This is a genomic window from Brevibacterium sp. BDJS002, assembly GCF_028201555.1.
Taxonomy (GTDB): Bacteria; Actinomycetota; Actinomycetes; order Actinomycetales; family Brevibacteriaceae; genus Brevibacterium; species Brevibacterium aurantiacum.
This window is the reverse complement of record NZ_CP116392.1, coordinates 1,170,721-1,197,101: the sequence shown is the minus strand read 5'-3', so window position 1 is coordinate 1,197,101 and position 26,381 is coordinate 1,170,721. Positions and strand designations below refer to the sequence as shown.

General features: G+C 63.6%; 25 protein-coding genes and 1 riboswitch. Of the genes, 13 read left to right on the top strand and 12 right to left on the bottom strand.

Annotation, left to right across the window (positions count from 1 at the left end; translation table 11 throughout):
* The first annotated feature begins 82 nt into the window (after positions 1–82).
* On the top strand, positions 83–991 hold the full coding sequence (locus tag PGC08_RS05540; RefSeq protein WP_271709706.1) for a universal stress protein: 909 nt from the start codon (positions 83–85) through the stop codon (positions 989–991).
* 40 nt (positions 992–1,031) lie between these two features.
* Here PGC08_RS05540 and PGC08_RS05535 read toward each other — a convergent pair whose 3' ends face one another.
* A complete protein-coding gene (locus PGC08_RS05535; RefSeq protein ID WP_125187834.1) occupies positions 1,032–2,954 on the bottom strand; it encodes an FN3 domain-containing metallophosphoesterase family protein in 1,923 nt (640 codons plus the stop codon).
* 140 nt (positions 2,955–3,094) lie between these two features.
* A riboswitch (TPP riboswitch) is annotated at positions 3,095–3,203 on the top strand.
* 32 nt (positions 3,204–3,235) lie between these two features.
* Between PGC08_RS05535 and PGC08_RS05530 the strand changes: the two genes are divergently transcribed.
* Genes PGC08_RS05530 through PGC08_RS05520 form a run of 3 tightly spaced genes read left to right on the top strand, consistent with a single transcriptional unit; the run spans position 3,236 to position 6,211 of the window.
* Positions 3,236–3,856 carry an ECF transporter S component gene (locus PGC08_RS05530; RefSeq protein WP_271710041.1) on the top strand — a complete coding sequence of 207 codons (621 nt, stop codon included), beginning with the start codon at positions 3,236–3,238 and terminating at the stop codon, positions 3,854–3,856.
* Positions 3,856–5,346, top strand: coding sequence for an ABC transporter ATP-binding protein (locus tag PGC08_RS05525; protein WP_271709705.1), 1,491 nt, complete (start codon positions 3,856–3,858; stop codon positions 5,344–5,346). Before PGC08_RS05530 ends, PGC08_RS05525 begins: the two co-directional genes overlap by 1 nt.
* Positions 5,330–6,211 (top strand): energy-coupling factor transporter transmembrane component T family protein, encoded by an 882-nt coding sequence (locus PGC08_RS05520; RefSeq protein WP_271709704.1) that lies wholly within the window; start codon positions 5,330–5,332, stop codon positions 6,209–6,211. The genes PGC08_RS05525 and PGC08_RS05520 overlap by 17 nt, the downstream gene beginning before the upstream one ends.
* 38 nt (positions 6,212–6,249) lie before the next feature.
* On the opposite strand, the gene PGC08_RS05515 is transcribed toward PGC08_RS05520, so the two are convergent.
* The 4 genes from PGC08_RS05515 to PGC08_RS05500 all read right to left on the bottom strand — a co-directional run bounded on the left by PGC08_RS05515 (position 6,250) and on the right by PGC08_RS05500 (position 8,787).
* Entirely contained in the window at positions 6,250–6,795 is a 546-nt protein-coding gene (locus PGC08_RS05515; protein WP_096167099.1) for a hypothetical protein, read from the bottom strand.
* Positions 6,796–6,868: 73 nt separating this feature from the next.
* Complete coding sequence (locus PGC08_RS05510; RefSeq protein ID WP_096158394.1) at positions 6,869–7,189, bottom strand: putative quinol monooxygenase; 321 nt, start codon at positions 7,187–7,189, stop codon at positions 6,869–6,871.
* Positions 7,190–7,252: 63 nt separating this feature from the next.
* Entirely contained in the window at positions 7,253–7,855 is a 603-nt protein-coding gene (locus PGC08_RS05505; RefSeq protein ID WP_009884283.1) for a class I SAM-dependent methyltransferase, read from the bottom strand.
* Entirely contained in the window at positions 7,852–8,787 is a 936-nt protein-coding gene (locus tag PGC08_RS05500) for a LysR family transcriptional regulator (protein ID WP_271709703.1), read from the bottom strand. The genes PGC08_RS05505 and PGC08_RS05500 overlap by 4 nt, the downstream gene beginning before the upstream one ends.
* A 22-nt stretch (positions 8,788–8,809) precedes the next feature.
* Between PGC08_RS05500 and PGC08_RS05495 the strand changes: the two genes are divergently transcribed.
* From PGC08_RS05495 to PGC08_RS05485, 3 genes are all read left to right on the top strand, one after another.
* On the top strand, positions 8,810–10,123 hold the full coding sequence (locus tag PGC08_RS05495) for an NAD(P)/FAD-dependent oxidoreductase (protein WP_271709702.1): 1,314 nt from the start codon (positions 8,810–8,812) through the stop codon (positions 10,121–10,123).
* A 104-nt stretch (positions 10,124–10,227) separates the two neighbouring features.
* Positions 10,228–11,766 (top strand): L-piperidine-6-carboxylate dehydrogenase, encoded by a 1,539-nt coding sequence (gene amaB, locus PGC08_RS05490; RefSeq protein ID WP_096160228.1) that lies wholly within the window; start codon positions 10,228–10,230, stop codon positions 11,764–11,766.
* A 32-nt stretch (positions 11,767–11,798) separates the two neighbouring features.
* Positions 11,799–12,041 (top strand): PLD nuclease N-terminal domain-containing protein, encoded by a 243-nt coding sequence (locus tag PGC08_RS05485; protein ID WP_235352340.1) that lies wholly within the window; start codon positions 11,799–11,801, stop codon positions 12,039–12,041.
* Here PGC08_RS05485 and PGC08_RS05480 read toward each other — a convergent pair whose 3' ends face one another.
* The 5 genes from PGC08_RS05480 to PGC08_RS05460 all read right to left on the bottom strand — a co-directional run bounded on the left by PGC08_RS05480 (position 12,042) and on the right by PGC08_RS05460 (position 18,778).
* A complete protein-coding gene (locus tag PGC08_RS05480) occupies positions 12,042–12,278 on the bottom strand; it encodes a hypothetical protein (protein WP_271709701.1) in 237 nt (78 codons plus the stop codon).
* Between the two features lie 69 nt (positions 12,279–12,347).
* On the bottom strand, positions 12,348–13,883 hold the full coding sequence (locus PGC08_RS05475; RefSeq protein ID WP_271709700.1) for a GMC family oxidoreductase: 1,536 nt from the start codon (positions 13,881–13,883) through the stop codon (positions 12,348–12,350).
* Positions 13,884–13,955: 72 nt separating this feature from the next.
* On the bottom strand, positions 13,956–14,828 hold the full coding sequence (locus PGC08_RS05470) for a 3-hydroxyacyl-CoA dehydrogenase (RefSeq protein WP_271709699.1): 873 nt from the start codon (positions 14,826–14,828) through the stop codon (positions 13,956–13,958).
* Positions 14,829–14,876: 48 nt separating this feature from the next.
* Positions 14,877–16,388, bottom strand: coding sequence for an acyl-CoA synthetase (locus tag PGC08_RS05465; protein WP_271709698.1), 1,512 nt, complete (start codon positions 16,386–16,388; stop codon positions 14,877–14,879).
* A complete protein-coding gene (locus PGC08_RS05460) occupies positions 16,385–18,778 on the bottom strand; it encodes an alpha/beta fold hydrolase (RefSeq protein WP_271709697.1) in 2,394 nt (797 codons plus the stop codon). The genes PGC08_RS05465 and PGC08_RS05460 overlap by 4 nt, the downstream gene beginning before the upstream one ends.
* A gap of 257 nt (positions 18,779–19,035) precedes the next feature.
* Between PGC08_RS05460 and PGC08_RS05455 the strand changes: the two genes are divergently transcribed.
* From PGC08_RS05455 to PGC08_RS05440, 4 genes are all read left to right on the top strand, one after another.
* Positions 19,036–19,989, top strand: a complete 954-nt coding sequence (locus PGC08_RS05455; RefSeq protein WP_271709696.1) for a helix-turn-helix domain-containing protein — start codon at positions 19,036–19,038, stop codon at positions 19,987–19,989.
* A 39-nt stretch (positions 19,990–20,028) separates the two neighbouring features.
* A complete protein-coding gene (map, locus tag PGC08_RS05450; protein WP_271709695.1) occupies positions 20,029–20,796 on the top strand; it encodes a type I methionyl aminopeptidase in 768 nt (255 codons plus the stop codon).
* 183 nt (positions 20,797–20,979) lie between these two features.
* Positions 20,980–22,332, top strand: a complete 1,353-nt coding sequence (gene radA, locus PGC08_RS05445) for a DNA repair protein RadA (RefSeq protein WP_271709694.1) — start codon at positions 20,980–20,982, stop codon at positions 22,330–22,332.
* Between the two features lie 42 nt (positions 22,333–22,374).
* Positions 22,375–22,767, top strand: coding sequence for a VOC family protein (locus tag PGC08_RS05440; RefSeq protein WP_257949069.1), 393 nt, complete (start codon positions 22,375–22,377; stop codon positions 22,765–22,767).
* A gap of 123 nt (positions 22,768–22,890) precedes the next feature.
* Here PGC08_RS05440 and PGC08_RS05435 read toward each other — a convergent pair whose 3' ends face one another.
* Positions 22,891–23,667 (bottom strand): hypothetical protein, encoded by a 777-nt coding sequence (locus tag PGC08_RS05435; protein ID WP_257949067.1) that lies wholly within the window; start codon positions 23,665–23,667, stop codon positions 22,891–22,893.
* 36 nt (positions 23,668–23,703) lie between these two features.
* Here PGC08_RS05435 and PGC08_RS05430 point away from each other — a divergent pair, with 36 nt between their 5' ends.
* Positions 23,704–24,741: an A/G-specific adenine glycosylase gene (locus tag PGC08_RS05430; protein ID WP_101557274.1), complete on the top strand. Its 1,038-nt coding sequence runs from the start codon at positions 23,704–23,706 to the stop codon at positions 24,739–24,741.
* Between the two features lie 54 nt (positions 24,742–24,795).
* Positions 24,796–25,737 carry an alpha/beta fold hydrolase gene (locus PGC08_RS05425; protein WP_271709693.1) on the top strand — a complete coding sequence of 314 codons (942 nt, stop codon included), beginning with the start codon at positions 24,796–24,798 and terminating at the stop codon, positions 25,735–25,737.
* A 3-nt stretch (positions 25,738–25,740) separates the two neighbouring features.
* Here the strand turns inward: PGC08_RS05425 and PGC08_RS05420 are convergent, their stop codons facing one another.
* Positions 25,741–26,325 (bottom strand): amino-acid N-acetyltransferase, encoded by a 585-nt coding sequence (locus tag PGC08_RS05420; RefSeq protein WP_271709692.1) that lies wholly within the window; start codon positions 26,323–26,325, stop codon positions 25,741–25,743.
* Between the last annotated feature and the right edge of the window lie 56 nt (positions 26,326–26,381).

The window sequence follows — 26,381 nt, the reverse complement described above, 5'->3', positions numbered from 1 at the left end:
GTAGACTGAGTCCACGAGGACGGTTCTGATGACGGGGCCATCGTCCTCGTCCGGGTACAGTCGGCCCCACGGGAGGTCTGCCATGACTGCCGAGAACCGCTCCGCTGACCAGACATCGACCAACCTCGGAATCCTCGTCGGCTACGACGGCTCCGAACTCGCCGCGCGCGCCCTCGAATACGGAGCAGCCGAGGCCACGCGTCGCAAAGCCCCTCTCACCGTCGTCGCCGCTTATACCGTTCCCGCGATGATCTATCCGAACATCGCATCAATGCCGGAGGAGAACGAGGAGGAAGCGGCACTTCGGGCGGTCGAGAAGCGCCTCGGCGAGGCAGCCGGACTCCTGCGAGACCATGCGGGCAAGGTCTCCTACCGGGCCGATCAGGGCGACGCAGCCGGGGTGCTGAGGGATCTGAGCGCCCACGCCCGGACCGTGGTCGTGGGAGCCAGAGGCCGGGGCGGATTCATGGGCCGAATTCTCGGCTCGGTGTCTACGGCACTGTCCGCCCATTCCCACTGCCCGACGATCGTCGTCCCGGACCACCGCACGGAGCCGGACGGTGCGCGCGTGGTCGTCGCAGTCGACGGCTCAGACGCTGGGCGACTGGCGATGTTCACCGCTGCCGAAGTCGCCAACTCGCGAAATGCCGCACTCGACATCGTCTCCGTCCTCCCGGCCGGAGACGAGTGGCTCTACTGGTACCCCGAACTCGAGCTGAGCGCCGAGGTCTCCGGACGAAGGAAGAAGCAACTCGAGACAGCGCTCGAGGCCGAAGTCGCGGCAGTGGCCCAGCAGTTCCCCGACCTGCTGGTGAGTGCCGAGGTGCCCATCGGCGACCCTGTCGAGGAACTCCTCGAAGCCACGAAGACCGCACAGCTGACCGTCCTCGGCACTCGCGGGCGAGGAGCAGTCAGAAGTGCACTTCTGGGTTCGGTGTCACGCGGAGTCCTCCATCATGCCGATGGCCCGGTCATGGTCGTTCCGAGCTGAGCCGAGCGCGTCAGCGCAGAGTGGCTCAGCGCCGGCTGCGTCAGCGCAGGCTGCGGCGACGTTTGGACACGAGCAGCAGCACGGCCCCGATGATGACTGCGCCCGCACCGAGGCCGATCGGCAGTCCGAGCTGAGTACCGGTGCGCGGCAGATCGCCGCCGTCCGCAGCTGAATCTGAGTTCGCCGAGGTTGTGCCGGAGTCGGCGGGGGCAGCGGAGGCGGCGTTCGCGTCTGCGCCGTCGGATTCGGTTGTGCCGTCGTTGTCAGTCGTACCTTCAGCCTCAGTCGTGCCGTCGTTGTCAGTCGTGCCGGCAGTCGCAGCGTCAGAATCGGCACGTTCCGAGTCCGAGTCCGAGTCGGACTCAGCTCCGTCCGAGCTGGTGCCCGCATCCGCACTGTTCGAGCCGTCGCTTGAATCAGTGCCGTCGGCCTCCGGTGACGCGCCGTCGGCTTCAGCTGACACGCTGTCCGCTTCGGCTGAAGCACCATCCGCGTCCGCCGAAGCACTGTCGGCGTCTGCCGAGGAACCGTCGGAGCTTGCTGCAGCGTCTTCTGCGTCAGCGTCTGCTCCGGCGTCGGTTCCCGGCTCGGGTGCGTCATCGCCGGAGCGGGTGATCTCGACATCGTCGATCTTCTCGGACGCCGCCTGTGCTTCAGCCTGCTGCGCGCCTTCTGCTGGGACCTCGTAGGTCGTCGCGCGCAGCGCTTCGTCGCTGACCCGCACTCGGGTGAAGGCCGGGATGTCGTTGTGGACGCTCTTGGCCTCCCAATCCAGACCCGGAACATAGTCGTAGAATTTCGATCCCGAGGACGAGGTCAGAGTCAGGTACATCGTCTGCCCTTCCTCCTTCTCCTGCTCGAGACCGGCATCGGAAGACTCGACCTTCTTGCCTTCGGCATCCATGAGGAAGGTCCGGTTGTAGATGTGGTCGTGACCGGACACCACGAGATCGATGTCGTTGCGCGCAGCCACCGGTGGAATCGCCTCACGCAGCCGCTTCACGTCGAGGTCGCTGTTGTGGGTCGCGGTCGAATAGATGGAATGGTGGAACCCGAGGACCGTCCAGCGCGCCTCGTCCCCGTGCTCGGCCACGACCTCATCGATGAACTCCGCATGCTCGTCGGTGTCGGAGTCATTCGAGTTGATATTGATGAACAGAACCCCCGAATCGATGAACCAGTAGTCACCGCCGGACGCAACGAGTCCGCCTTCACCGTGGTCGCTGCTCACGTTCGGGCGGTTGAAGTGCTGCTCATAGGACTTCGAAGCGACATCATGGTTGCCGATCGTCGTCGCCTGCGGAACTTCCTGAGTCGCCTCCGGAGCCAGGTACTGCTCGTACTGCCCCTGGTCACCTGCTGAGTTCACCTGATCGCCCAGAGAGAAGAAGAACCGCGGATCCTGCGCGGTCTCCAGCCCCGAGTTCAAGGTCCTGTCCCAACCAGTCGCGTCATCAGGCTGCCCGCCGCCGGCACCGACCTGCGGGTCACCGAAGACAAGGAATTCGCTGTCGCCGCCGGAACCACCCGTGTCGAACTGCGCCACGGCTGAGTAGCCATCCTCTTCGCTGCCGACCTGGTAGGAGTATTCGGTGTCCGGCTCCAGACCGGTCATGCTCGCATGATTGTAGTGGCGCTTGAGATCGGTCGACAGGCCCGAGTCGCTGGTCTCGGCGCTATGGGCATCCTCGGGCAGAGCCGAGCCCTCAAGCTCCGAGGTTTTAGCCCAGCGGACCTCGCCCTCACCGGAGTTCTCGCTCATCCATGACAGGTTGCGAGCGCTCTCATCCGCCCCGACCTGCAGCACCACATCGGAGATCGCGGACTCCTCGTCCGCCTCTGGCTGCGTCGAGGGCGAGGTCGAGGGCGATTGCGTGGGCTCGGCAGGTGTGAGCCCGGCATGCGCAGGGACAGGTACTGCGACGAGAGCCGCCAGCAGTGCCGAAACGGACAGAATACTCATCGGAGATCTCAGGTGTTGTGCTTTCACCCGAATATTCCTACCCGTCGGTAATGAAAGCTCCGCCGCCGACGTGCGACCGCCGAGTCAACGGCAGGTGAACTTTCCGTAACGAGCTCTGCGCGTCGACTGGGGTACAGTGGTTCTCACGACAGGGGAGCGCCGAAAGGGGCGCTGAGAGTGCAGATGAAGCTGCAGACCCTCGAACCTGATGCGGCTAGCACCGCCGAAGGAAGTCGAGACTCTTCTACCCCTCCTTGATATGAGGAGGCACTATGCCAGAAATGACTGCGCCGGATTCCGCTGTGAAGACCGCGCCCCACTATTCCCAGGTACCGGCGACGAAGCAGTGGCGGGTCGTCGACTACGTTGTCACCGCCGTGCTGGGAATCGGCGTCGGACTCATCTTCTGGGTCCTGGCCCTGAGCTGGAAGGTCCTCGAACTCGGGTTCCAGGCCTTCCCTCCATCGATCGGCCTCATCGCCGGCCTCTGGGTCCTCGCCGGCCCTCTGGCCGGTGCCATTATCCGCAAACCCGGTGCCGCTCTGCTGTGCGAAATGATCGCCGCCATCGTCGAGGCGGTGCTGGGCTCTCACTTCGGAGCCACCGTTCTGCTCTCCGGACTCATCCAAGGCCTCGGCGCCGAACTCATCTTCGCGGCCTTCGGCTATCGCAGGTTCACCCTGTGGGTCACGAGCTTGGCCGGGCTGCTGGCCGCCGCGTTCATGTCCGTGAGCGAGAACATCATGTACAACGCCGAATGGCAGTTCGGCTACCAGGCTGCCTATGCCGTGTGCGCGATCATCTCCGGCATCGTCATCTCCGGCATCGGCGCCTGGTTCGCCTACCGGGCGATCGCGAAGACCGGGGCCCTGAGCGCCTTCGCCTCCGGCCGAGCGCGCTGATGGCCCTGCCGATTCGCGCCCGCGGGTTCTCGTGGCGCCATGCCGACCGTGATGAACCCGCGGTCGGTCCCCTCGATCTGGACATCGCAGCAGGTGAGAAGGTGCTTCTGCTCGGCCCGTCCGGGGCAGGTAAGACCACCCTCCTGCATGCGACCGCCGGAGTTCTGCCTGCCGAGTCGGGTGAGGCAGATGGTCAGCTTCTCATCGGTGACCGTCCACCGGATCCGCGCCGAGGTGAGACCGGGCTGGTCCTCCAGGACCCCGATTCGCAGGTGATCTTCTCCCGGGTCGGTGATGATGTCGCCTTCGGCATGGAGAATCTGGGCCTGCCCGCCGACGTCATCGCCGCTCGCATTCCAACTTCCCTTGCGGCAATGGGCCTGGGTCTCCCCCACGACCATCCCACCGCTGCACTGTCCGGAGGACAGAAGCAGCGTCTGGCGCTGGCAGGAATCCACGCGATGGCACCGCAGGTGATCATCCTCGATGAGCCGACGGCCAATATCGATCCGGACTCCGCCGCCTCCGTTCGGGATGCTGTCCTCGAGACCCAGGCGGCTACCTCGGCGACGATGGTCATCGTCGAACACCGGGTCGGACTGTGGCTCGATCACGTGGACACCGTGATCGTCCTCGGCCCAGCGGGCCTGCTTGCCCAGGGTCCGCCGAGGTCGGTCTTCGGTGATCCTGCGCTCGCCGAGGTGCTGGTTGAGTGTGGGATCTGGGTGCCGGAGACGGCCGGACCCTCCAACCCTGCGGTGCAGCCTGGTGCGGAACCGCTCCCCCACCCCGACGGCGAGGTCGTGCTGACGACTGAGTGCCTCAGTGTGGCTCGCCCCGGCGCGAAGGTTCCCGCGGCGACCGGCCTCGATCTGTCCGTTCGGTCCGGTGAGGCCCTGGGCATCGTCGGCGCCAACGGGGCCGGCAAGTCGACCTTGGCGCTGACCCTGGCCGGCCTCATCCGGGAATTCGAGGGAGAGGTGAGAGCTGTCGGTAATCTGCGGGATGGTGCCAAGCATGCCCGACCCTTCCGGTGGCCCTCAGCGTTTCTGGCTCCTCGCATCGGGATGGTGTTCCAGGAACCCGAACATCAGTTCCTGCGCTCGAGTGTGACCGAGGAGCTGGCCTTGGGACCGCGGCTGGCCGGATGGTCGAGTGCCGAGGTCGACGATCGCGTCGCCGAACTCCTCGAGGTGCTGGGACTTGAGAAGCTCGCCGAGGCCCATCCACAGGGCCTCTCGGGCGGTGAGAAGCGTCGCCTGTCGGTGGCTGCCATGATGGCGCCGCGGCCGCAGGTGCTCGTCGTCGACGAACCGACGTTCGGCCAGGATGCCCTGACCTGGGCCGGTCTGGTCGAGCAGTTCATCGACGTCCTTGCCCGCGGGTCCGCCGTGGTCGCGGTCAGCCACGACCATGCGTTCCTCGACGCCATCGGGGCCAGGCGGGTCGAGTTGAGTCGGAGGACGAAGGCAGGTGAGCGAATTGCGTGAGCACGCGATCGAGCACACCGATCCGGCTGGGCGAGCCACAGTTGCCACGGGCACCGAGGTCGCGGTGCATGATCCCGGCCAGCTCATTCCCTTGGTGCGCACCACGGCACTGGTCAGATGCAATCCGCTGACGAAGATCGCTGTGGCGCTCATCCTCATGGTCGGAACACTGTTGAGCATCGACATGGTCTCGGCGGGAGTCGTCCTGGGGTTCTGCCTGCTCGCACTGCCGACGACGGGGCTGGACCTGATAGCTGCACTCAAGCGTCTGTGGTTCCTGCCTCTCGGCGCACTTCTGGCGGCGTGGGGCACGGCGATTCTGGCAGAGAAGACCGGTGCGGTGGTCATCGACCTCGGTCCGGTCCTGATGACGACGGGTTCTCTCGAGGCAGCGGCCGCGATCTTCCTGCGTGCCTTGGCCTTGGCTATTCCGCTCATCGTCCTGGCCTCCACCATTGATCCTCGTGACCTCGCGGATGTGCTCATCCAGCGGCTGCACCTGCCCGAGGTGGTCGTCGTCTCGGTGCTCGCGGCGAGCCGACTGCTCGGGCTGCTTGTCAGCGAATGGCAGACTTTGGCGATGGCCAGACGGGCCAGGGGCCTCGCCGGGGGTTCGATCGTGCGGCGCACGGGGAGTCTCTTCGCCGGTATCTTCGTGCTGCTGGTGCAGTCGATCCGACGCGGTACCACTTTGGCCATGGCCATGGAGGGCAGGGCGTTCGGTCGTCCCGGACGGACCTGGCGCAGGCGCTCGACCTTCGGCGCCGGGGATGGTGTGGCTGTGACGGTGTCAGTGGCCGTCTGCGTTCTCGCGATCGTGGCCGCGCATGCGTTCGGTACGTGGAATCCGATCGTCGGCGGCTGAGGCACTGAAGGTCCCGCCAGCCACAGGCGATCGCATACTCAGAGCTGCCCGAGGAGCTCCTTGAGCGCGGCTCGCCGCTCCTCGAGGGCCTCGGTGCTGGGCAGCTTCGACGCGGTGAGCACCAGCATCGTCCTGCCTTCGTCCTTCGGTTCGGCCGCGGCCTCGAACTTGGTTCCGTCCTCGAGATTCGCCCGCCAGAAGGAACGCTTCTCAGTCGTCGAGGTGCGCGCCTCACCGTCGAGAGCCACGCCTGCCAGCGTTCCCTCGTCGATGAGGAAGGCGAAGCGGGTGATGACATCGTCTCGCGTACCGGTCACGGTGCGCGAGACTGCGACGTCGAAGGTTCCGTCGGCGCGCTGGCCCGGCACACGTCTGCCGATCTCCTGCTCATAGGCCACGACCGCGCCTTGGACCCACCACCCGTGTTTTTCTACGACCCCGTCGAACTGCGGGTAGAGGGCGTCGGCGAGTTCCTTGTGACTCGCCGACGCTCCCCCAGCCGCTTCGAGGCGGGCCCGAGTGTCAGCCCAGGGTTCGCCGAGGGCTTTCTCGATCGCCTGCACATTCATCGCTTTGGTTGCCATGGGAGAAGTCTAGGCAACCCAGACCCATTTCAACAGGGTCGTCGCAATGCAGGCGGTGAGAGGAAGGTGCCGATCAGTCGATCTGGAGTTCGCCCATTTCGTCCCAGCCTTCGCCGTCGATCTTGCGCGAGATGATCTTCGGCGTCGATGCCAGGTGGGGGCGCATGGCTTCGAGTCCGGCGGCGAAGTGATCGCTCTTGACGTGAGGTTCTGCCCCTTCGTCGGTGAATGCTTCGACGAGGACGAACTCGTTGTCCTTCTCCAGGCTCTTGGACCATTCGAACCACAGGTTGCCCGGCTCCGACCGTGTCGCCTCGGTGAAGGTGCGCACCGCTTCGGGGAACTTCTCGACGCTTTCGGGCTTCACGTCATACTTCACAACGATGAAAATCATGCTGACCTCACTTCATCTCGAATTGGCTCTGTCTGTTCCAGCAAATCATATTCGCCGCATCTCTCACACGCGCTCGGCGATGAGGACGAGGAATCCGCTGTCTGGTTCGAAGGGGTGGAGCTCCCAGGTGGCCAGCTTGAGGTTGACGAGCATGCCGGTCGACTTCACATCGTCGATGAAGTCTGCGAAGTCATAGCCGCGGCCGGCTCCGAAGCCGGCAACGAAGCGTCCACCGGGCTTCAGCGTCGATTTGATGTTCGACAAGGTCTGGCGACGTGAGGCCGGGTCGAGGAAGGACAGGACGTTGCCGGCGCAGAACGCCACGTCGATGTCATTGATGCCTGCGCCAGCGAAATCGAATTCGGCCAGGTCGCCGGTGTGCCATTCACCGCTCGGGAAGTCCTCCTCGGCGACAGAGATGAGGAACTCGTCGAGATCGACACCGTAGACGGTGTGGCCCTCATTGATGAGCAGACCACCGGCCCGACCGGTTCCGCAGCCGGCATCGAGGATGCGCGCCCCACGCGGCGCCATCGCATTGACGAACCGCGCCTCTCCCCCGATGTCGTGACCCGAGGCAGCGAGGTTGCGCCACCTCTCGGCGTAGTTCGCGGAGTGGTCGGGGTTGGTCTCACGGATGCGGTTCCACTGATGATCGAAGCTCATGGCCCCATCCTAGGACGAAAGACCTCGGCCACCACCTCGGCGACGGCGGCGACCGGATCTGCCGGGTCCGGGGATGTCAGCACGATGATCTCCCGGCCGCCCGCCTCGGCGATGGGATGCAGATCGACGTCAGGCCCGCCCAGGGACATCATGATCGGAGTCGCCAGCGTCAGGCCGAGTCCCGTCCCGGCCAGGGCGAGCGCGACCGCGGTGTCGGTGACGATGTGGGTCTCCTTGGCGGCAATGCCCAGCGCCGAGGTGGCCAGTCGCATCGCTCGCCCGAAGAGCTCTTCGGCCGGCGGCAGGATCCAATCCGCTTCGGCCAGGTCCTGTGGTGTGAGCTGCGGTGCACCCGCGGGCACGACGATGCCGAAGTCCTCGCTGGCGACGGTTCTCCAGCTCAGCCCCCGCATGGGCGGCAGGGGCACGGCCGGATAGTTGATACCGATGCCCAGATCGATGGCTCCGTCGATGACGGCCGCCGACATCGTCTCGACGTTGATCTCGCGGGCTCGGACCTCGATGTGTGGGTGCCGTTGGCCAAGTGCTCTGACGATCGACGGTAGCGCCCTGGTCGAGGCGGAGCCGAAGACGCCGAGCGTGACGATGGCCTCGCTGCGGAAATCCCTGCCCAGCATCGCCATCTCTGCCTGCTTCTGAGCGGCGAGGATGCTGCGGGCACGTGGAAGCAGCGTCCGGCCAGCCTCGGCGAGGATCATCCCCCTGCCTCGGCGCAGGAAGAGTTCGGAGCCGACGGCCCGACGCAGGGCACTCATGTGCTGGGAGACCGCGCCGATGCTGTAGCCCAGCTGTTCCGCGGCCCTGGTCATGGACCCGAGTTCGGCCACGGTGACGAATGTGCGCAGCTGTCCCAAGGTCCATCCCATGGCGACAGCATAGCTCTTTTCACGTTTCCTAAAAACAGTTTTCATATACTCACTCTTGTCCTTAAACGTGACGGGAACCACAATGGGCAGTGAGCCGCATTCCGCCGACATCGACGTCGGCGTCCCCACTGCAGCGGCGACCAAGGACGGTCGCTGCGGCAGGAGACGAAAGAGGTGGAAGTTGGAGAGCACATCACCGACAGCAACAGCCCCGGCGAGCGCCGAGGTGGTCATCATCGGCGCCGGAGTCATGGGAGCATCCATCGCCTACCACCTGGCCAAACACGGCGCGAAGGACATCGTTCTCGTCGAGCGCAACGTCCCCGGCTCGGGCTCGACGTCGAAGGCCGCCGGCGGGGTGCGTTGCCAATTCTCCGATGAGGTCAACATCGCCCTGGCCACGCGCAGCCTCGAGGTGCTGCGCAACTTCGAAACCGAGTTCGGTGTCGACATCGATCTGGTGAGCAACGGCTACCTGTTCCTCCTCGACTCCGCCGCCGATGCCGAAACCTTCGCGGCCAACGTCGCACTCCAGCAGCGCATGGGCCTGGATTCCCGGATGCTCACCGTCGCCGAGGTGGCCGAGCTGGCTCCGTACATCGACACAGAGGGCATCGTTGCTGGGGCCTTCAACCCCGGCGATGGGCATTGCACGCCCGAGGCCGTGGTGTCCGGATATGTCAGCGCCGCACGCGGCCTGGGCGTGCAGGTGCTCAAGAACTGCGAGGTGACCGGGTTCGAATCGTCCGAGGGTGCAGGCTCCCGCAGGGTCACCGCGGTGACCACGAGCAAGGGCAGGATCGAGTGTGCGCAGGTCGTGTGTGCCGCCGGTGCCTGGTCCGGACTCATCGGCGAGGCGGCCGGGGTTGATCTGCCGGTCAGGCCGCTGCGCCGCGAGATCATGGTCAGCGAGCCCGTGGATGAGGCGGCTCTGGGCATCGATTTGGCGCGCATGCCTTTCACCATCGACTTCAGCACGAGCTTCTACGTGCATCCAGAGGGTCCCGGCTTGCTTTTCGGCTGCCCGGACGAGGCCGATGTGTGGGACTTCGATGACAAGCGCAACCCGGACTGGCTGCCCACTTTGGCCGAACTCATCGAAACCCGTGCTCCTGCCCTGGGCAATGTCGAGGCCAAACGCGGTTGGGCGGGACTCTATGAAATGACCCCGGATCACAATGCGCTCATCGGTGAGGCCGAGGAGCTCTCCGGTTTCTTCTACGCCTGCGGGTTCTCGGGCCACGGATTCCTCATGGGACCGGCCGTCGGGGAGGTCGTCGCCGACCTCATGACCGGCCATCAGCCCTTCGTCGACGTCTCCGGCCTGGACAAACGTCGGTTTGCCACCTCGGGACTGCGCAAGGAGCTCAACATCGTCTGACGCCCCGCACCCCCTTCCCATCGACCGTTGCTCACTCCCATCGACCGTGACTTACGCACATCATCAGATTCCCGCTCACCAGGAGCACCAGCGAAAGGACTGCAATGACCGCATTGCCCACCGACCAGACCATCACCGACCTGCTCACCGGCGGCCTCAAAGCCTGCGGGGTCGACACCTCCGTGCTCACCGCCGGGTCCTCCGCCGCAGCGAGCCTGCCTGCCCGCTCCCCCATCACCGGGCAGAGCCTGGGCACACTGGCCGCGGACACCAAGGAATCCGCCTCGGAGAAGATCGGCGCAGCCGCCGAAGCGTTCGCCGCCTGGCGAGATGTCCCTGCACCCGTGCGCGGTCAGCTGGTCCAGCGCTGGGGACAGCTGCTGGGCGAGCACAAGGAGGACCTCGCGAAGATCATCACGGTCGAGGCGGGCAAGACCCCGTCCGAGGCCGCCGGTGAGGTGCAGGAGATGATCGACATCTGCGAGTTCGCACTCGGCCAGTCCCGTCAGCTGTGGGGCAAGACCATGCCCAGTGAGCGCCCCGGTCACCGACTCATGGAGACCTGGCATCCGCTCGGGGTCGTCGGTGTCATCTCCGCCTTCAACTTCCCCGTCGCCGTGTATTCCTGGAATACGGCCTTGGCCCTGGTCGCCGGGGACGCCGTGGTGTGGAAGCCGTCGGAGAACGCGGTGCTCGCAGCCCTGGGCGCGCAGTCCCTGCTGGCTCGTGCCGCCGCCGAGGTGGGGGCTCCGGAAGGACTCGTCCCTGTCCTCGTCGGCGGCCGGGACATCGGCGATGCCATGGTCCGCGATGAGCGAGTGGCTCTGGTCTCTGCCACCGGTTCGGTGCGCATGGGCCGTGAGGTCGGTCCGGTCGTGGCCGAACGCTTCGGCCGGGTTCTGTTGGAACTCGGCGGCAACAATGGTGCGATCGTGGCCCCGAGTGCCGACATCGACCTGGCGCTGCGGGGCGTAGTCTTCGCGGCTGCGGGTACGGCCGGTCAGCGCTGCACAACCCTGCGCCGCCTCATCGTCCACGAGTCCATCGCCGATGACTTCGTGGACAAGATCGTCGCGGCCTACAAGACGCTGAGCATCGGGTCTCCCACCGAGGACGGCGTGCTGGTGGGACCGCTCATCAATGAGGGCTCCTATGAGGCGATGCAGGCGGCACTCAAGCAGGCCGAGTCCGAGGGCGGCACCGTCCTGACCGGCGGTGCTCGCGTCCTCGACGACGAACGACCCGATGCACACTATGTGGAGCCGGCGGTCGTGCGGATGCCCACCCAAACCTCGGTGATGGAGTCGGAGACCTTCGCTCCGATCCTCTACGTCGTCACCTACTCCGATCTCGACGAAGCACTTGAGATCCACAACGGAGTGCCGCAGGGCCTGTCCTCGGCGATCTTCACCTCGGAGCTGGCCGAGTCGGAGAAATTCCTGTCCCGATCCGACTGCGGCATCGCCAACGTCAATATCGGCACCTCCGGTGCGGAGATCGGCGGGGCCTTCGGTGGCGAGAAGGAGACCGGCGGCGGCCGCGAATCCGGCACCGACTCGTGGAAGGCCTACATGCGGCAGGCCACGAACACCGTCAACTATTCGGGTGAGCTCCCGCTGGCCCAGGGTGTGGAGTTCCTCTGAAGGTCACTTGTCAGATGAGATAGTCTGCTGACATGTCTGAGACTCCGCTGCTCCCCGCTTGGTACGACTTCGCCTGGACCGCGGTCCTCCTCGTCGTCATCGGTCTGGCAATTTGGTCATTGGTGTCGCTGGCTCAGTCGAAAGTCGATGCGCCCACCAAGCTGGCGTGGGCAGTATTCATCATCGCCTTACCGATTCTCGGATCGCTCGTCTGGCTCGACTATCGCCGCAGAAGTTTGGCGCAGCGCAAACATTCCGATGAGTTGGCGCAATAGTCAGCGAGGCTGTTCTGGCTCTTGATCAGTGTCGTGGGAATTCGGGTGTCGGCCTTGGGCCGACGCCCGTTTTCTTTGCTTGAGGAGCAGCGACACGATTCCGGCTGCAGCGGCGAGAGGGAAGACGATGAGCTGAAGTATCCACGAGTCAGAGCCCTCATCGAAGGCCTGCGCTCCGGACATCATTGACATTCCGAAGGCATTGCCGAGGATGACAGCGAAGACGATATCTCTCATGGTGCGGAACCTACCTGGAAACAAGCTTCCTTGCAATATATGGGATCAGCTGCGGAACCGTCGCACGTGTCAGACTCTTTCCTTGAGCTGGTCGATGATGACCGCCGCTGCCCGTTCGGCGATCATGATCGTCGGTGCATTCGTGTTGCCGGTAGGAATGAGGGGAATGATCGAGGCATCGGCGATACGCACTCCCGAAAGTCCGTGCACTTCGAAACTGCGCGGATCAACGACGGCCATGGCGTCAAGTCCCATTCGGCTCGTCCCGACCTGATGATGGTAGGTCACCGCGGTGTCTCGCACGTACTGCTCCAGATCCGCGTCATCATCGGACACGTCCGGTCCGGGATAGATCTCCGTCGGCCCCCATTCGGCCAGACTCTTCGTTCTGCCGATCTCTCGGCACTGCCGCACCGAGGCGACCAATGCGTCGACATCGGACTGATCCGATAGTGCGCCGAGGTCGATGAGCAGCGGATCCTCCGGGTTCGGTCCCGAGAGTCTGATCTCACCACGACTGAATGGACGGACGATCCCGGCTACGAGGGAGAACCCGTTGTCCGGTCCCGACATCGAATCGAGGAAGTACATCGGAAGCGAGAAGTTGATCGGCTGGGTATCGGGAACCGCGAGGTCCGGTGAGCTCTTCCAGAACAGGTGTGTCTCAGCTGCAGCAACCTCCGGCGTAGGAACCGGTTTCTGAGTCCCGAAGATGACAGGCGAGAGAAGGTGATCGTGCAGGTTCTTCCCGACTCCCGGCAGGTCGTGGACGGTCTCGACTCCGATGTCCAGCAGCTCGGCGGCAGGGCCGATGCCCGAACGCAGCAGCAGTTCGGGGGTGCCGATCGCTCCAGCGGTGAGGATCGTCTCAGCCGCCCGGAACGTCTTTTCGATCCCCTCCTGTTCCACGATCACGCCGACGGCTCTGCCCTCCTCGACCAGCAGACGCCGTACATGCGTTTCAGTCAGGATGGTCAGATTCTCACGATCGGCTACGGGCTTGAGATATGCATGCCAGGTGTTGAATCGCTTCCCGTCGCGGACGTTCAGCTGCATCTTGGACACGCCTTCGACATCTCCGGAGTTGTAGTCCTCGTTGAGCTCGAGGCCGATCTCCTGGGCGCCCTTCAGGATCGATTTCTGCACCGGATTCATCGGGAACTCTCCGACGACGTCCAACAGTCCTGACGTACCCCTGGTCGCCGAATCACCACCGTCGAAATTCTCGATGGCTTTGAAGACCGGCAATACGTCGTCCCACCCCCAACCGGGACAGCCCATATAGGCCCAGGTGTTGAAGTCCTGTTCGGCACCGCGGACCCAGATGGTGGCATTCAGGGCATGTGAACCGCCCATCACCTTCCCCCGCGGCAAGCGCAGCTCACGGCCCCCGCAGCCAACCTGTTCAGTGGTGGTGTAGTCCCAGTCCTCCGGTCCGCGCCACAGCGCCCCCGCCTCGGCAACATTGCCGATGACCGGATTGGTGTCATGGCCCCCGGCCTCTATGACCGCCACCTTCTGACCGGCGTCCACGAGACGACGCGCGATCACAGATCCTGCCGATCCGGCTCCGATGACGATGGCATCAAAATCAGTGCTTCCCATGAGTTTCACTTTCTGTTTCGCTGTTGAACTGTCGAATGCGGTGAACCGGACCACCTGCTGCCCTGCTGCGCCTCAGCTGCTCTGAATCGAGCCATCGGGACCGTAGTTATAGAAACCACGACCGACAGCCCTCCCAAGTCGTCCTGTGTCTATGAAGTCGCGCTTGAGGATGTCGGCGAACTCGCGGAGTTCAGGGTCCTCGCTGCGTGAGTTGAGGTTGTATGGGGTCTCCATGCCGACGATGTCGTTGATTTCGAACGGTCCGAACGGCGAGCCCGTCGCCGTGCGCCAGGTCGAATCGATGACCCCGGGATCTGCGATCCCACGGACGTAGAGTCGGGCCGCAGCCGACATGAATGGAACCAGCAGTGAGTTCACGATGTAGCCGGGCTGCTCCTTCTTGAGCACCACTGGGACCATTCCGATCTCTTCGGCGAAATCGGCCACTGCGGTCACGGATTCTGTCGCAGCCCCTGGGTGGCCCATGACCTCACCGATGTTCTGACGCCAGATCTCATTGCTGAAATGCAGCGCTAGAAATTTGGCTGGACGACCGGTGGCGTCAGCGATGTCGCTGGGCATGAGCGTCGATGAATTCGTTGCGAAGACTGTCTTCTCCGGTGCCAGTGCGCCGACCTTCGCCCACATGTCTCGTTTGATCTCCAGCACCTCCGGCACTGCTTCGATGACGAGATCGGCATCCTCGAGGGCAGCTGCCAGATCATTCGAGGCGCTGATCCGGGCGACGGCCTGCTCCAGCCTGTCTTCCGTCGCGTCAGGCAGATCGCGCAGATAGAGAGGTCTGAGGTAGTCCCAGCGTGCGGGAAGCGCAGCCACGGCCTCCGCATCGAGATCGTAGGCCACGACGTCTTTGCCATGGTAAGCGGCCTGAAATGCGATCTGGGACCCGAGAACGCCGGTACCGAGGACTGTCAGTTTCTGCATGATTGCTGCCTTTCGATGATGTGATTGATGCCGAGGTTGCTCGATGCCTCATATGAGCTCGCGCAGCTCGATCTTGATGAGTTTGCCGGTCGTGGTGCGAGGCAGCCGATCGATGACCTGGATCTGTTTAGGGATCTTGAAGCGCGACAGGCTCGAGCCGAGGGCGGTGCGGACGTCGGCCGCTTCGAGTTCGGCGTCGCCCTCAAGGACGATGAATGCCCTGCCCACCTCACCCCATCTGTCATCAGAGACTCCGATGACGGCAGCTTCGACGATGCCCGGGATGTCCATCAGCGCGGATTCGACCTCTGCCGGATAGATGTTCTCCCCGCCTGAGACGTACATGTCCTTGTACCGGTCGCGGATCCAGTAGTAGCCGTCGTCGTCTTCGACGGCGGCGTCACCGGTGCGAAACCACCCGCCTGAAAACGCCTCGGCTGTTGCCTCCGGCCTCTGCCAGTATTCGTGCATGACGTTGGGTCCGACTGTCTGGATCTCCCCGACTTCCCCGATCGCGGCCGGGGCTCCGTTCGAGGCCGTGAGGCGCACGTCGACGAAGAACTGCGGCTTTCCTGCAGATCCGACCTTGCGAATGCCGTCTTCGGCCGAGAGCTTGAGCACTGCCGGCGAGGTTTCGGTCAGTCCATATCCCTGTTGCACGGACACGTTCCTCTCCGTCCACGCCTGCAAGGTGCGAGCGGGCACCGGAGCTCCGCCGACCACGATGGTGCGCAGGGTAGAGAGATCGGTTCCGTCGAAGCTCGAATGAGCGGAGAGCGCGTCGAGCATCGCCGGAACCGCGAACATACTGGTGATTCCCCTGTTCTGCACCTCAGCGAGGATTCGCTCCGCCTCCACGTTCCGGTGCACCACGATGGTTCCGCCTTTGAGGAAGGTGGGCAGCACGAGACCGTTGAGACCCGCGATGTGGAAGAGCGGAGCTGCGGCAAGGCAGACTTCGTCGGGTCGGATGTCGTTCTCGATGAGGACATTGATGTCATTGAAGAGGATGTTCCCGTGTGTGAGGACTGCACCCTTCGGTCGGCCGGTGGTTCCCGAGGTGTAGAGGATGACCGCAGGGTCGTCGAGGCCGCTGTTCACTTCGGCAACCTCATTCGGCGAGGAGGTGCCCGAGTAGTCCCGCGCTCTCCCCGAGTTGTCGACGTCGACCAGGAGTTCGACGCCGACGTGTTCGGCTGCCTCTAGAACGTCTTCTGCCTGCTCGCGGCCGAAGAACAGCGCGGTTGCGCCGCTGTCGCGCAGAATGAATTCCGCTTCAGTTCCCGTCAACCGGGCGTTGATCAGAACGGCCACCGCGCCGAGACGGGTCGCGGCGAACAGGGTCTCCAGCAGTGCCGGGTGGTTGCCGCCCCAATAGGCGACCCGGTCTCCTGCGCGGACGCCGCTGTCGGCGAGCCATCCCGAGAGCTTCTCGACGCGGTCGGCCAGTTGGGCGTAGGTACGTGAGGTTTCCTCGAACTCGATGGCCACATGATCGGGGCTGAGCGCGGCGCGGCGGCGCGGCCAGGATCCCAGCCCTAGGTTCTGAAGCTGTGTCATGAGCTGTTCCCTCCGATCCAGACGGCCTGCTCGAGCTCGGACGTCTCGACAGCCCAGAAGTCCGTGACCGCCTCGGCGAACTCTTCGGATTTCTCGATCTGCGGCATATGTCCGGCATCGTGGAACCTGAGCGTGCGCGCATGCGGCAGAAGTCGGTTGGCGGAGGCGAGGTGGGCGAAGGGGAAGATGGTGTCCTTGTCGCCCCAGACGACGAGGGTGGGCGTGCCCTGTGCTGCGAGGGCACCGATCAGTTCTCTGCGCCACCCCGGGTGTGCTCCGCGAATCGATCCGAGCGCGGCGGCGGTGTCGAGGAATACACGAGTCGCGTGTGGTTGGACGGCGTAGCGGAATCCCAGATTCACCCGTTCATCGGTCACCATCGCAGGATCGTGGAAGAGGCTGAGCTCGAGCTGCCGAGCCGAGGCCGGGCTGGGATTCGAACGGAGCAGTCTGCCCAGAGGCCGGATAGACATCAGGCGAACCGGCAGTGCGACTTCACGACCGAATCCCGCACTGTCGACGAGTGCAAGACTGCGCACTCGTCGCGGTGATTGCACCGCAAATTGCATGGATACCGCACCACCGAGTGAGTTGCCGACGAGATGTGCCGGCTCATCCACGCCGATCTCGGTGAGGAAGGAGCCGAGGAAGCGGCCCAGAACCTCCAGAGAGTACTTCTCGCTCAGCGGTTCGGTTTCGCCGAAGCCGGGCAGGTCTACGCTGATGAGTCGGAATCCACGCCCGTGGAGCAGTTCGTGCTGTTCCATCCAATCCTCGAGGCTGCGGCCGATGCCGTGCACCATGACCACGGGGGTACCCTCTCCCTCATCGCGGTAGCGCACCGACCTCCCCTCCACCGACACCTGTTGCGTGGAGGGCGCGCGCAGCCCATCGGTCGATACCAGCTTCGCCTCCGATCCTCTCTGAGATTCCCGGCGGCCGAAGACCATGACTCCGTCATCGAGGTGGCGGCCGCTGAGCACTCGGATGTCCTTGATGTAGTTCTGGTGCAGTCTCCACGGCAGATGCGAGCCCTGTTTGGCCATCTCGGACACACCTCGGCGAATGTAGCCTGCGTCCAGGTCGAGGAATGGCTTGGACGACTCGCCGACCGGCGTGCGCGGGGTGGCGCTCTCATAGCCGTTGTCGTCCAGATGCCGCAGCAGCCTGCAGGCGTAGCGGCTGACCAGGTCGGCCTTGAGCGTCCACGAGTTATTCGTGTAACCGGTGACCATGCTCAGGTTGGGCACACCCGATATCATCATTCCCTTGTAGGCGAATCGGTCGCCGAGAGTGACCGACTCGCCATCGACGATGACCTCCATACCGCCCAGCCACCGGAGGTTGAGTCCGGTGGCTGTGACGATGATGTCGGCATCCACCTGCTCACCGGAATCGAGTTCGACTCCGTTCTCAGTGAATCTGCGGATGCTGCCGGTCGATATCGATGCGCTGCCTGCACTCAGCGCCTCGAACAGATCACCGTCGGGTACTGCACACAGCCGCTGGTCCCACGGGTCATAGGGCGGATTGAAGTGAGTATCGACGTCGAAACCGGCGGGCAGGCGTCGAATCGTCTCCTTGCGGATCTTGGACCGCACCAGGTTCGGCTTTCTGCGACTCATGGAGTACTGCAACTGCAGACTCAGCATGTTCTTCCAGCGCAGAATCGAATACGAGAGAGAATCGGGCAGGATGCGACGAAGCACTTTCGCTGCGGAATCCACGGCGGGCACGGATGCGATGTATGTCGGGGTGCGCTGGACCATGGTGACGTGCTCAGCCGTCTCGGCGAGGTTCGGAACCAGCGTGACTGCGGTGGCCCCGCTGCCGATCACGGCGATCCTTCTGCCTGAGTAGTCGAGGTCCTCTGGCCAGTCCTGGGGATGGATGACCTCTCCGGCGAAGTCCTGCTCCCCGTCGAACGACGGTCTGTAACCCTCGTCATAGGAGTAGTAGCCGGTGGCCCCCATGACCCACGAGGCGGTGAAGACGACCGTCTGCGCGGTGTCAGTGCGCTCTGCGGTCACCTTCCAACGCCCATCGGCTGTGGACCAGCTCGCAGACAGCACACGGTGGCCGAAACGGATGTGACGTGTGACCCCGTACTCGTCAGCGGTCTCTTCGACATATCGTCGGATCGCCGCTCCGTCCGAAATCGCCTTCGCGTCCTTCCACGGTTTGAATGAGTACCCGAACGTGAACATGTCGGAGTCCGAGCGGATGCCTGGATATCGGAACAGGTCCCAGGTGCCTCCGATGGCTTCTCGGGCCTCCAACACCGCGTACTTCTTGTCCGGGCACTCCCGCACGAGGTGGGCGGCCGCACCGATGCCGGAAAGTCCGGCGCCGATGATCAGGACGTCTACATGTTCGGTGGTCTCAGCCATGATGTCTCCTTCGACGAGTGTGTTTGATCAGAGCCAGCTATGCTCGAGGCGTTGGATCTCCCGAGCCGTGCCGGTCTGCCGTGCACGGGCCGCTGTATGATCTTGCACACACCCTAGGTCGGCCGATCGGGGCTGCGCATGACCATTCGCGCATTCGGTCTTGTCAGTCTGTGCAGCCCGGCCCAGACTGGTGGAGAGCGCCGTTCTTCCGTGGATCGACACACTGGATCGGCGCGGAACGCGGAAGGAGACACTTCATGTCCGAGATGCAGACGTGGTCGACGGATTCCCTGACGGCGAACGACAGGTTCACCAGCTGGGCGGAGAAGATGCGGGCGACGCATTTGGCTTGGGATCTGTCATCGCCGATCAAGCAGGACTACGCTGCCCGAATCCGCTTCCGTGGGACCAGGCGAGTCCAGGTCGCCGACGTGCGCTGTGCGGAATTCGCCGGTCGTCGAGACGGCCCCAGCGAGGGCGAGGGCGTCGTGGGGATTCAGCTGCAGCTCAGCGGACGGATGATGTGTTCGTACCGAGATCAGCAATTCACGATCGAGCCGGGTGATCTCTTCGTCTGGGACGATGACCTGCAGGGCATGTTCCAGACCGATGGCTCGCACCGGCAGATCTCCCTCCTCGTTCCCGAAGCGCTCATCCCGCAGTCCGTCTCGTCACGGCTCGGAAGCAGCCGTCCGATCTCCGCGAAGCCCGGTCGTGGTGCACTGTCCATCGCCGCCGGTCAGATGCGGAGCCTGGCAAACGAGATGGAGCTGCTCAACGACGATGCGGTGAACCGGACTGTCAATGGGCTCATCGACCTTCTCGACGTCTCTCTGGCTCCCGCGATGGGGACGACGCAGAGTCAGCGCAGCTCCTTGCTCGCCGCGGTACAGCAGTACATTCTGGAGAGGCTCGATGACCGGCAGATGTCCGTCCCTTCCATCGCCGCTGCCAATGCGGTTTCCGTCCGCACTCTGCAGCTGGTCTTCGCCGAGGCAGGGACATCGGTGGCGCGGTGGGTGCGCGAGCAGCGCCTAGAACGCTGCCGCCGCGAACTGGAGGGAGCATCGGAGTCGACCACAGTGACCGATATTGCCTTCCGCTGGGGCTTCAACGACGCATCGCACTTCAGCCGAGTGTTCAAGCGGGAATTCGGGGTTTCACCGGCGACGGTCCGGGGCGGTGGCAGCAGGCGAACCTCAAACGACTAAAGTTGCGATTGAGCCCGTGACGACTGAAGGAGAATACCTGTGATTGAGCTGAAGACACCCGCCGAGATCGACAAGATGGCGGTCACCGGCCGATTCGTCGCGAAGACACTGGCCGAATTGTCTGAGCTCGCGGAACCGGGCATGAACATCATGCATCTGGAGAAGCGCGCACGAAAGCTCATCGAAGAGGCCGGCGCCGAGTCCTGTTATTGGGACTATGCCCCTTCCTTCGGTGAAGGCCCCTTCCGCAACGTCATCTGCCTCTCCGTCAATGATGGGGTCCTCCACGGCAAGCCCCACGACTACGTGATGAAGGACGGCGACCTGCTCACCTTGGACTTCGCTGTGTCCATCGACGGCTGGGTCGCCGATGCTGCGCGCTCCGTCGTCGTCGGCAACGGCAGCGACGAGGATCAGCGCCTCATCGACTCCACCTGGGCAGGGCTGGAGGCCGGAATTTCGGCCGCACAGCCGGGCAATCGCCTCGGCGATATTTCGAAGGCCATCGGCGATGTCGCCGATGAACAGCGCATTCCTGTCAATCTCGACTTCGGCGGGCACGGCTTGGGACACACGATGCACGAGGATCCGCACGTGGCCAACCGCGGTAAGGGCGGACGTGGACTGGTGCTCAAGCCCGGTCTGACACTCGCGATCGAACCCTGGTGGTCATTCACCTCGAAGCAGCTCTCCGTCGACAAAGACGGCTGGACCCTGCGTTTGGCCGACGGCTCGAACGGCGCGCATTCAGAGAACACGATCGCCATCACCGAGGACGGGCCCAGGATCCTCACCACGCTGGACTGATCCCCGTCTCCACATGCAATCGGGCTCCCAACGACAGAGATCGTTGAGTGCCCGATTTCTATTGGACGATCGCCTCGATCAACGGGTCAACAGCGACGGCACCCGAGATCGGCTCCTGTGGCCCGGCCGTGACGTCTGTGCCTGCACCCCATCCGTGTCAGTGCACCGTGCCAGAATTGTCCTATGACTTTCACCTGCACCGAATGCGGCTATTCGACCGTCAAATGGCTGGGGCGCTGCCCCGAATGCCAAGCCTGGGGCACGCTCGAGGAGAAGGGCGCCGGGAAGACATCGGTGAAGACGAAGGTCAAGAAATCCAGCGGGGCAAAGTCGATCAACCAGATCGACTCCACTCTGGCTCAGGCCACGACCACCTACGTCAGCGAATTCGACCGTGTCCTCGGCGGTGGCATCGTCCCCGGCGCCGTCGTTCTCCTCTCCGGTGAACCGGGCGTCGGCAAATCGACGTTGCTGCTTGATGTGGCGGCACGCGTCGCCAAGTTCGGATCCAAGGTCCTCTATGTCACAGGCGAAGAATCAGCCGGTCAGGTGCGACTGCGCGCCGAACGCATCAACGCACTCGAGGACACCCTGCTGCTGGCTGCGGAGACAGACTTGGGCGCGGTGCTGGGAATGATCGAGGCGGAGTCGCCCGACATGCTCGTCGTCGACTCGATCCAGACTCTCGCATCCTCCGAGATCGACGGTGTGCCCGGTGGCGTCACGCAGGTCAGAGAAGTGGCCGCCGCCCTCATTCGCGAGGCGAAGGCCCGGTCGCTGCCGACCGTGCTCGTCGGTCACATCACGAAGGACGGCACCATCGCCGGGCCCCGGCTCCTCGAGCACCTCGTCGACGTTGTGTGCACCTTTGAAGGAGAGCGGCATTCTCGCCTGCGCCTGCTGCGAGCTGTGAAGAACCGGTTCGGCCCCACCGATGACGTCGGCTGCTTCGATATGGAGGAGAACGGCATCAAGAGCCTCGAAGACCCATCGGGTCTCTTCCTCTCCCGCAGCGGCAGCAATCCTCCGGGGACATGTCTGACTGTGACGCAGGAGGGCAAACGTCCGCTTTTGGTCGAGGTGCAGTCGCTGATCACCGAATCCGCTGGCGGACAGTCACGCAGGTCGGTCTCCGGCGTCGATTCCTCCCGCGTGGCCATGATGCTCGCCGTCCTCAGCCAGAAGATCGGGAACATCAGCCTGGCCAAGTCCGATGTCTTCACCGCCACCGTCGGCGGGGCGAAACTGGCGGAACCTGCCAGCGACTTGGCAATCTGTCTCTCGCTGGCCTCAGCCGCGATCGGAAAGCCGATGGCCGCGAAATTCGTAGCGATCGGAGAGATCAGCCTCTCGGGCGAGATTCGCAATGTTCCCAACCTGGGCCAAAGGCTCAATGAGGCCTCCCGCCTGGGCATCACCCATGCGATCGTTGCCCATGGCGCACTGCGCAATGTCTCCACTCCACAGGGGATGCGAGTCAAAGAATGCGAACACGTTTCGGAAGCCGTCGAGATCCTTTTGGGAAGCAATCAGTGACAATTCCGGGACATCTGCGCGAAAATAGCGCATCCTGGAAGCATGACCACGACAGTTTTTCCCGCAATGAGGACTACAGACGCGACCGCGACGACCGCTCTGCTGGTCACGCTCGGATTCACAGAGCGGCTCATCATCAGGGACGAAGCTGACCCGGAGATCATCGTCCATGCCGAATATGCGCTGGGCGAGACCGGCGGGTTCATGTTCGGGTCCGTCCGCAATGATGGATCAGCCCTCGACAGTGTCGGCGGGAACTCCGTCTACGTCGTCGTCGACACCGAACGCGAAGTGGACCGCCTCTACGAAGAGATCATCGACTTGGGCCATGCGATCGTCCGACCGGTGGAAACGCAACCTCACGGCGGTCGGGAGTTCGACTTCCGCGACCATGACGGCAATTCCTGGGGTGTCGGCTCCTACCGCGGAGCCTGAGAACCCGCGAGCTGACCTGCAAGCTGACCTGAGAATTTGCGAGCTGCCCTAAGAGCCTGCGCGCTGACTTGAGCGGCACAGCCCCGTCAGCAGATCAGTTATCTCTGGCCAGCAACCAGGGTTCTACTCGTCTGGTGACTTATCGTCGGAGGGCGTCTCATCCGGCGATTCGGACTTCTCGTCTTCTGCCTTCTTATCCTCGGCCTCTTTCTTCTCTTTGGCCTTGGTGGCAGCGTCCTTTTCAAGTTCGAATTTCGCCGGTTTGCTCTCCTCATCGCCGAGTTTGACGATGAGCTCATAGTCTCCGGCGCCGAATTCCTTGTTCGTCCGGTTGCAGTTCTTGTCCACCTGCACCCGGTTCCATTCGAGTTGTGCGGTCTTCTCCGATTCGGGCGCGAACTCGGTCGAGACTTCAGCGTTCTCGTCCTCATCGGCGGCGCAGAACTTCGACGACCAGACGACATCGCCGTTCTTCTCGACCAGGAACTCCTGATCCTTGGTGCCGACCTCGATCAGGCAGGTGGCCGTGTGGTTGTTCTCGATGACCATTTCGAACTTGGGCTTGGCGTCTTCTTTGAAGCTCTTCTTGTCGACCTCGGCCTTGAGCCCGACCTTCTCCTCAGGACACTTCCCGCTTGCGGCCTTCTCATCTGGGACCGGTGCTGCCGTCGTCTCGCTCGCAGACGAAGTCTCCTCGGCAGCAGAATCCTTCTCATCGCCGCCGCCGAGTCCTTTGACGATTCCGACAACCCCAAGCACCAGCAGAGCGACGACCACAAGGCTGGCCGCCAGCAGCACGTAGCGACGCCGACGGTACACGTGTGCCGGCAGCTTCCCGCTAGACTGGCGGGGCTGCCTGGCACCGTTCTTCGGCTGCGAACCACGATTGGAAGGAGTCATCGCTTTGAGCCTAGGCCGAAGCGTTTGAGCATCCAAATGACACACCGAGCCTCTGCCGAATCGAGACCTTCGCGCTCTGATTCCCCGTTCCCGGCGGTAGCCACCGCGGACATCAACCGGGTTCGCGAGACGATCATCACCTGGTTCGAGACCGCGGCCCGTCCCCTTCCCTGGAGAGATGCCGACACCACTGCGTGGGCCGTCCTCGTCAGTGAGATCATGTCGCAGCAGACCCCTGTATCCCGGGTCGAACCTCGCTGGCGCGAGTGGATGCAGAAGTGGCCGACACCCGCAGATCTGGCACAGGCACCCACCGCTGAGGTTCTCCACCGTTGGGACCGTCTCGGTTACCCAAGGAGGGCACTGCGACTCCAGGAGGCCGCACGTGTCATCACCGAAGAACTCGACGGGCAGGTGCCGCAGACCGCCAATGAGCTCGAACAACTCCCCGGCATCGGCTCCTATACCGCAGCAGCGGTGGCATCCTTCGCCCACGGAGAGCGCACTACCGTGCTCGACACGAACGTACGTCGCGTTCTCATCCGTCTCTTCGCAGGTCGTGATCGTCCCACGCCTTCTCCGAGTCGTGCAGAGACGAAGTGGGCCGACCAGTTCGTCCCGGAGACAGAGCACGAGAAGTGGAACGCCGGGGTCATGGAGTTCGGAGCACTCGTGTGCACGGCCCGAAATCCGCTATGCGAGGCCTGCCCGCTCAATGACATCTGCGCCTGGCAGAAGGCAGGATGTCCTACCTCGACGGTGAAGGCGAAGACCCAGAAATGGGCCGGCACAGACAGACAGCTGCGCGGAGCCATCATGGATGTGCTCAAGTCCGCGCATGAGAATGCCGACGGCGGAGACAATAGAGGCAGTCTCCCATTGGATCTCTTCACCGCGTCCACCGCCGAGATGGATCCCGAGCTCTTCGACTCACTGCCCTCGCACACGTCGACGAGGCTAGAACAGGTACGAGACCTCAGCGCTGATTCGGACAGGGTCTCCCGTCTCATCGGCGATCTGATCTCAGATGGTCTGGCCGCTCAGGACGGCGGGAAGCTTCGCCTTCCCGCGTGACAGTCGAGGACTGAATGCTGAGGACACAGCAGGCCGGGTTGCTACACTTCGAACATGTCTGATGGAGGCAGAGACGCTCAGGCTGGCTCTTCAGCCGACCACCGCGGCGAAGTGGGACGATTCAGATCAGAACAGGCACGCGGACGGTTCCTTAAACTGCTGAATACCGTACTCGAGTCGTGGCCCGAACACACCGATTCGTCGATAGAAACCTCCTTCGGCACGACTGCCTACACCAGCGTCCCTCCTGCCAGGCAGACTGCCTTCGCTGGGTCGAGCTCAACACCACTGATTCTCCTGCAGGGCGGGAACAGCACCATAGCCGGTTGGACGAAGCTCGTCGCACCGTGGTCGAAGACGCGAACCGTCATTGCAGTCGACACGATCTGGGAGGCTGGGCGCAGCACTCAGCTGGTCCCGATGAACAACGGAGAATTGGTCTCCCAATGGTTTGACGAGGTCATCGACGGCTTGGGCCTGGAATCGCTGCACCTGATCGGCTATTCATACGGGGCGTGGGCGGCGCTCAATCAGGCCCTTCATGCCCCCGATCGTCTGGCGAGTGTCACTGCTATCGATCCACCGGGGGCGATCACTGGGATACCGCTGCGCGCTTGGGCCCGACTGATCAGGCTGATGAGAGGCGGCCGAGAAGAAGCACTGGACTTCCTTGCCTGGGTGAGGAACGGTGAGCTGCCGCCCCCGCCGATGAGGAATCTGCTGCTGAGTTCGACGCTGGACTTCGTCAAACGGGGCAGCCCACTGCCGAGAAAGCTGCGAGCCGACGATTGGGCGGGCATCACGGTCCCGTTGGAGGTCATCATCGCAGGCAGCAGCCAGTTCGTTCCCCGTCGCGCGCTGCGCACGCTTCGCCGCCATGCCCCTGGAGTCGATGTCCACGTCCTCGATGGGATCGGTCACGCTGTGCTCTCAGATGCGCCCGAGGATACGGTCTCCATCGTCGAAGAGTTCATCTCGAAGTTCGATGAGCAGTGAGCCTCACAGGAACTTGATCATCCGGGCGTTGCCCAGGGTATTGGGTTTGACGCGGGCCAGGTCCAGGAATTCTGCCACACCTTCGTCGGCGGAGTGCAGGAGTTCGACGTAGACCTCTGGGGAGACTGGGATGCCCTTGATCGGCTCGAATCCGAGTGCACCGAAGAACCCGGTCTCGAAGGTCAGGCAGAAGACCCTGTCGACGCCGATCGCCACGGCGTCTGCCAGGAGCTGTCGGATGAGGGCCTTGCCCACTCCACGCCCCCGATAGGCCGGCGAGGTGGCAACGGTGCGCGCCTCCGCAAGGTCTGCCCAGATGATGTGCAGTGCCGCGCATCCGGCCAGAACTTCGGTTCCGTCCGGCTGTGGGTCCACCACCAGCCAGAATTCCTGCAGGGTCTCGAAATAGGTGACGGTGTCCTTGGCCAGCAGAATGCGCTCTTCAGCAAGCGGTGCGACCAAAGCCTCAATCCCTTTGACGTCGCTCGTGCGCGCCCTGCGCAGGTAGAGACCGCCGGGCAGGGAATGGTTGAAGTGATGGTCTGAGGAGACCTGATCATGGTCGAAGTCGCCTGGGGCTGAGGTCATATCTTCATTCAACACCATCGGCTGCGGGCATGAAAAAGCCCGGGAACTCAGCTGCT

Bases quoted from the DNA above. Each gene is read 5' to 3' on its own strand.
- PGC08_RS05475 (WP_271709700.1), bottom strand. From the start codon at position 13,883: ATGGGAAGCACTGATTTTGATGCCATCGTCATCGGAGCCGGATCGGCA.
- PGC08_RS05430 (WP_101557274.1), top strand. From the start codon at position 23,704: ATGACACACCGAGCCTCTGCCGAATCGAGACCTTCGCGCTCTGATTCC.
- PGC08_RS05465 (WP_271709698.1), bottom strand. From the start codon at position 16,388: ATGACACAGCTTCAGAACCTAGGGCTGGGATCCTGGCCGCGCCGCCGC.
- PGC08_RS05500 (WP_271709703.1), bottom strand. From the start codon at position 8,787: ATGAAAACTGTTTTTAGGAAACGTGAAAAGAGCTATGCTGTCGCCATG.
- PGC08_RS05485 (WP_235352340.1), top strand. From the start codon at position 11,799: ATGTCTGAGACTCCGCTGCTCCCCGCTTGGTACGACTTCGCCTGGACC.
- PGC08_RS05470 (WP_271709699.1), bottom strand. From the start codon at position 14,828: ATGCAGAAACTGACAGTCCTCGGTACCGGCGTTCTCGGGTCCCAGATC.
- PGC08_RS05460 (WP_271709697.1), bottom strand. From the start codon at position 18,778: ATGGCTGAGACCACCGAACATGTAGACGTCCTGATCATCGGCGCCGGA.
- PGC08_RS05515 (WP_096167099.1), bottom strand. From the start codon at position 6,795: ATGGCAACCAAAGCGATGAATGTGCAGGCGATCGAGAAAGCCCTCGGC.
- PGC08_RS05505 (WP_009884283.1), bottom strand. From the start codon at position 7,855: ATGAGCTTCGATCATCAGTGGAACCGCATCCGTGAGACCAACCCCGAC.
- PGC08_RS05480 (WP_271709701.1), bottom strand. From the start codon at position 12,278: ATGAGAGATATCGTCTTCGCTGTCATCCTCGGCAATGCCTTCGGAATG.
- PGC08_RS05440 (WP_257949069.1), top strand. From the start codon at position 22,375: ATGACCACGACAGTTTTTCCCGCAATGAGGACTACAGACGCGACCGCG.
- PGC08_RS05525 (WP_271709705.1), top strand. From the start codon at position 3,856: ATGGCCCTGCCGATTCGCGCCCGCGGGTTCTCGTGGCGCCATGCCGAC.
- amaB (WP_096160228.1), top strand. From the start codon at position 10,228: ATGACCGCATTGCCCACCGACCAGACCATCACCGACCTGCTCACCGGC.
- PGC08_RS05455 (WP_271709696.1), top strand. From the start codon at position 19,036: ATGTCCGAGATGCAGACGTGGTCGACGGATTCCCTGACGGCGAACGAC.
- PGC08_RS05425 (WP_271709693.1), top strand. From the start codon at position 24,796: ATGTCTGATGGAGGCAGAGACGCTCAGGCTGGCTCTTCAGCCGACCAC.
- radA (WP_271709694.1), top strand. From the start codon at position 20,980: ATGACTTTCACCTGCACCGAATGCGGCTATTCGACCGTCAAATGGCTG.
- PGC08_RS05510 (WP_096158394.1), bottom strand. From the start codon at position 7,189: ATGATTTTCATCGTTGTGAAGTATGACGTGAAGCCCGAAAGCGTCGAG.
- PGC08_RS05530 (WP_271710041.1), top strand. From the start codon at position 3,236: ATGACTGCGCCGGATTCCGCTGTGAAGACCGCGCCCCACTATTCCCAG.
- PGC08_RS05435 (WP_257949067.1), bottom strand. From the start codon at position 23,667: ATGACTCCTTCCAATCGTGGTTCGCAGCCGAAGAACGGTGCCAGGCAG.
- PGC08_RS05535 (WP_125187834.1), bottom strand. From the start codon at position 2,954: ATGAGTATTCTGTCCGTTTCGGCACTGCTGGCGGCTCTCGTCGCAGTA.
- PGC08_RS05540 (WP_271709706.1), top strand. From the start codon at position 83: ATGACTGCCGAGAACCGCTCCGCTGACCAGACATCGACCAACCTCGGA.
- PGC08_RS05420 (WP_271709692.1), bottom strand. From the start codon at position 26,325: ATGACCTCAGCCCCAGGCGACTTCGACCATGATCAGGTCTCCTCAGAC.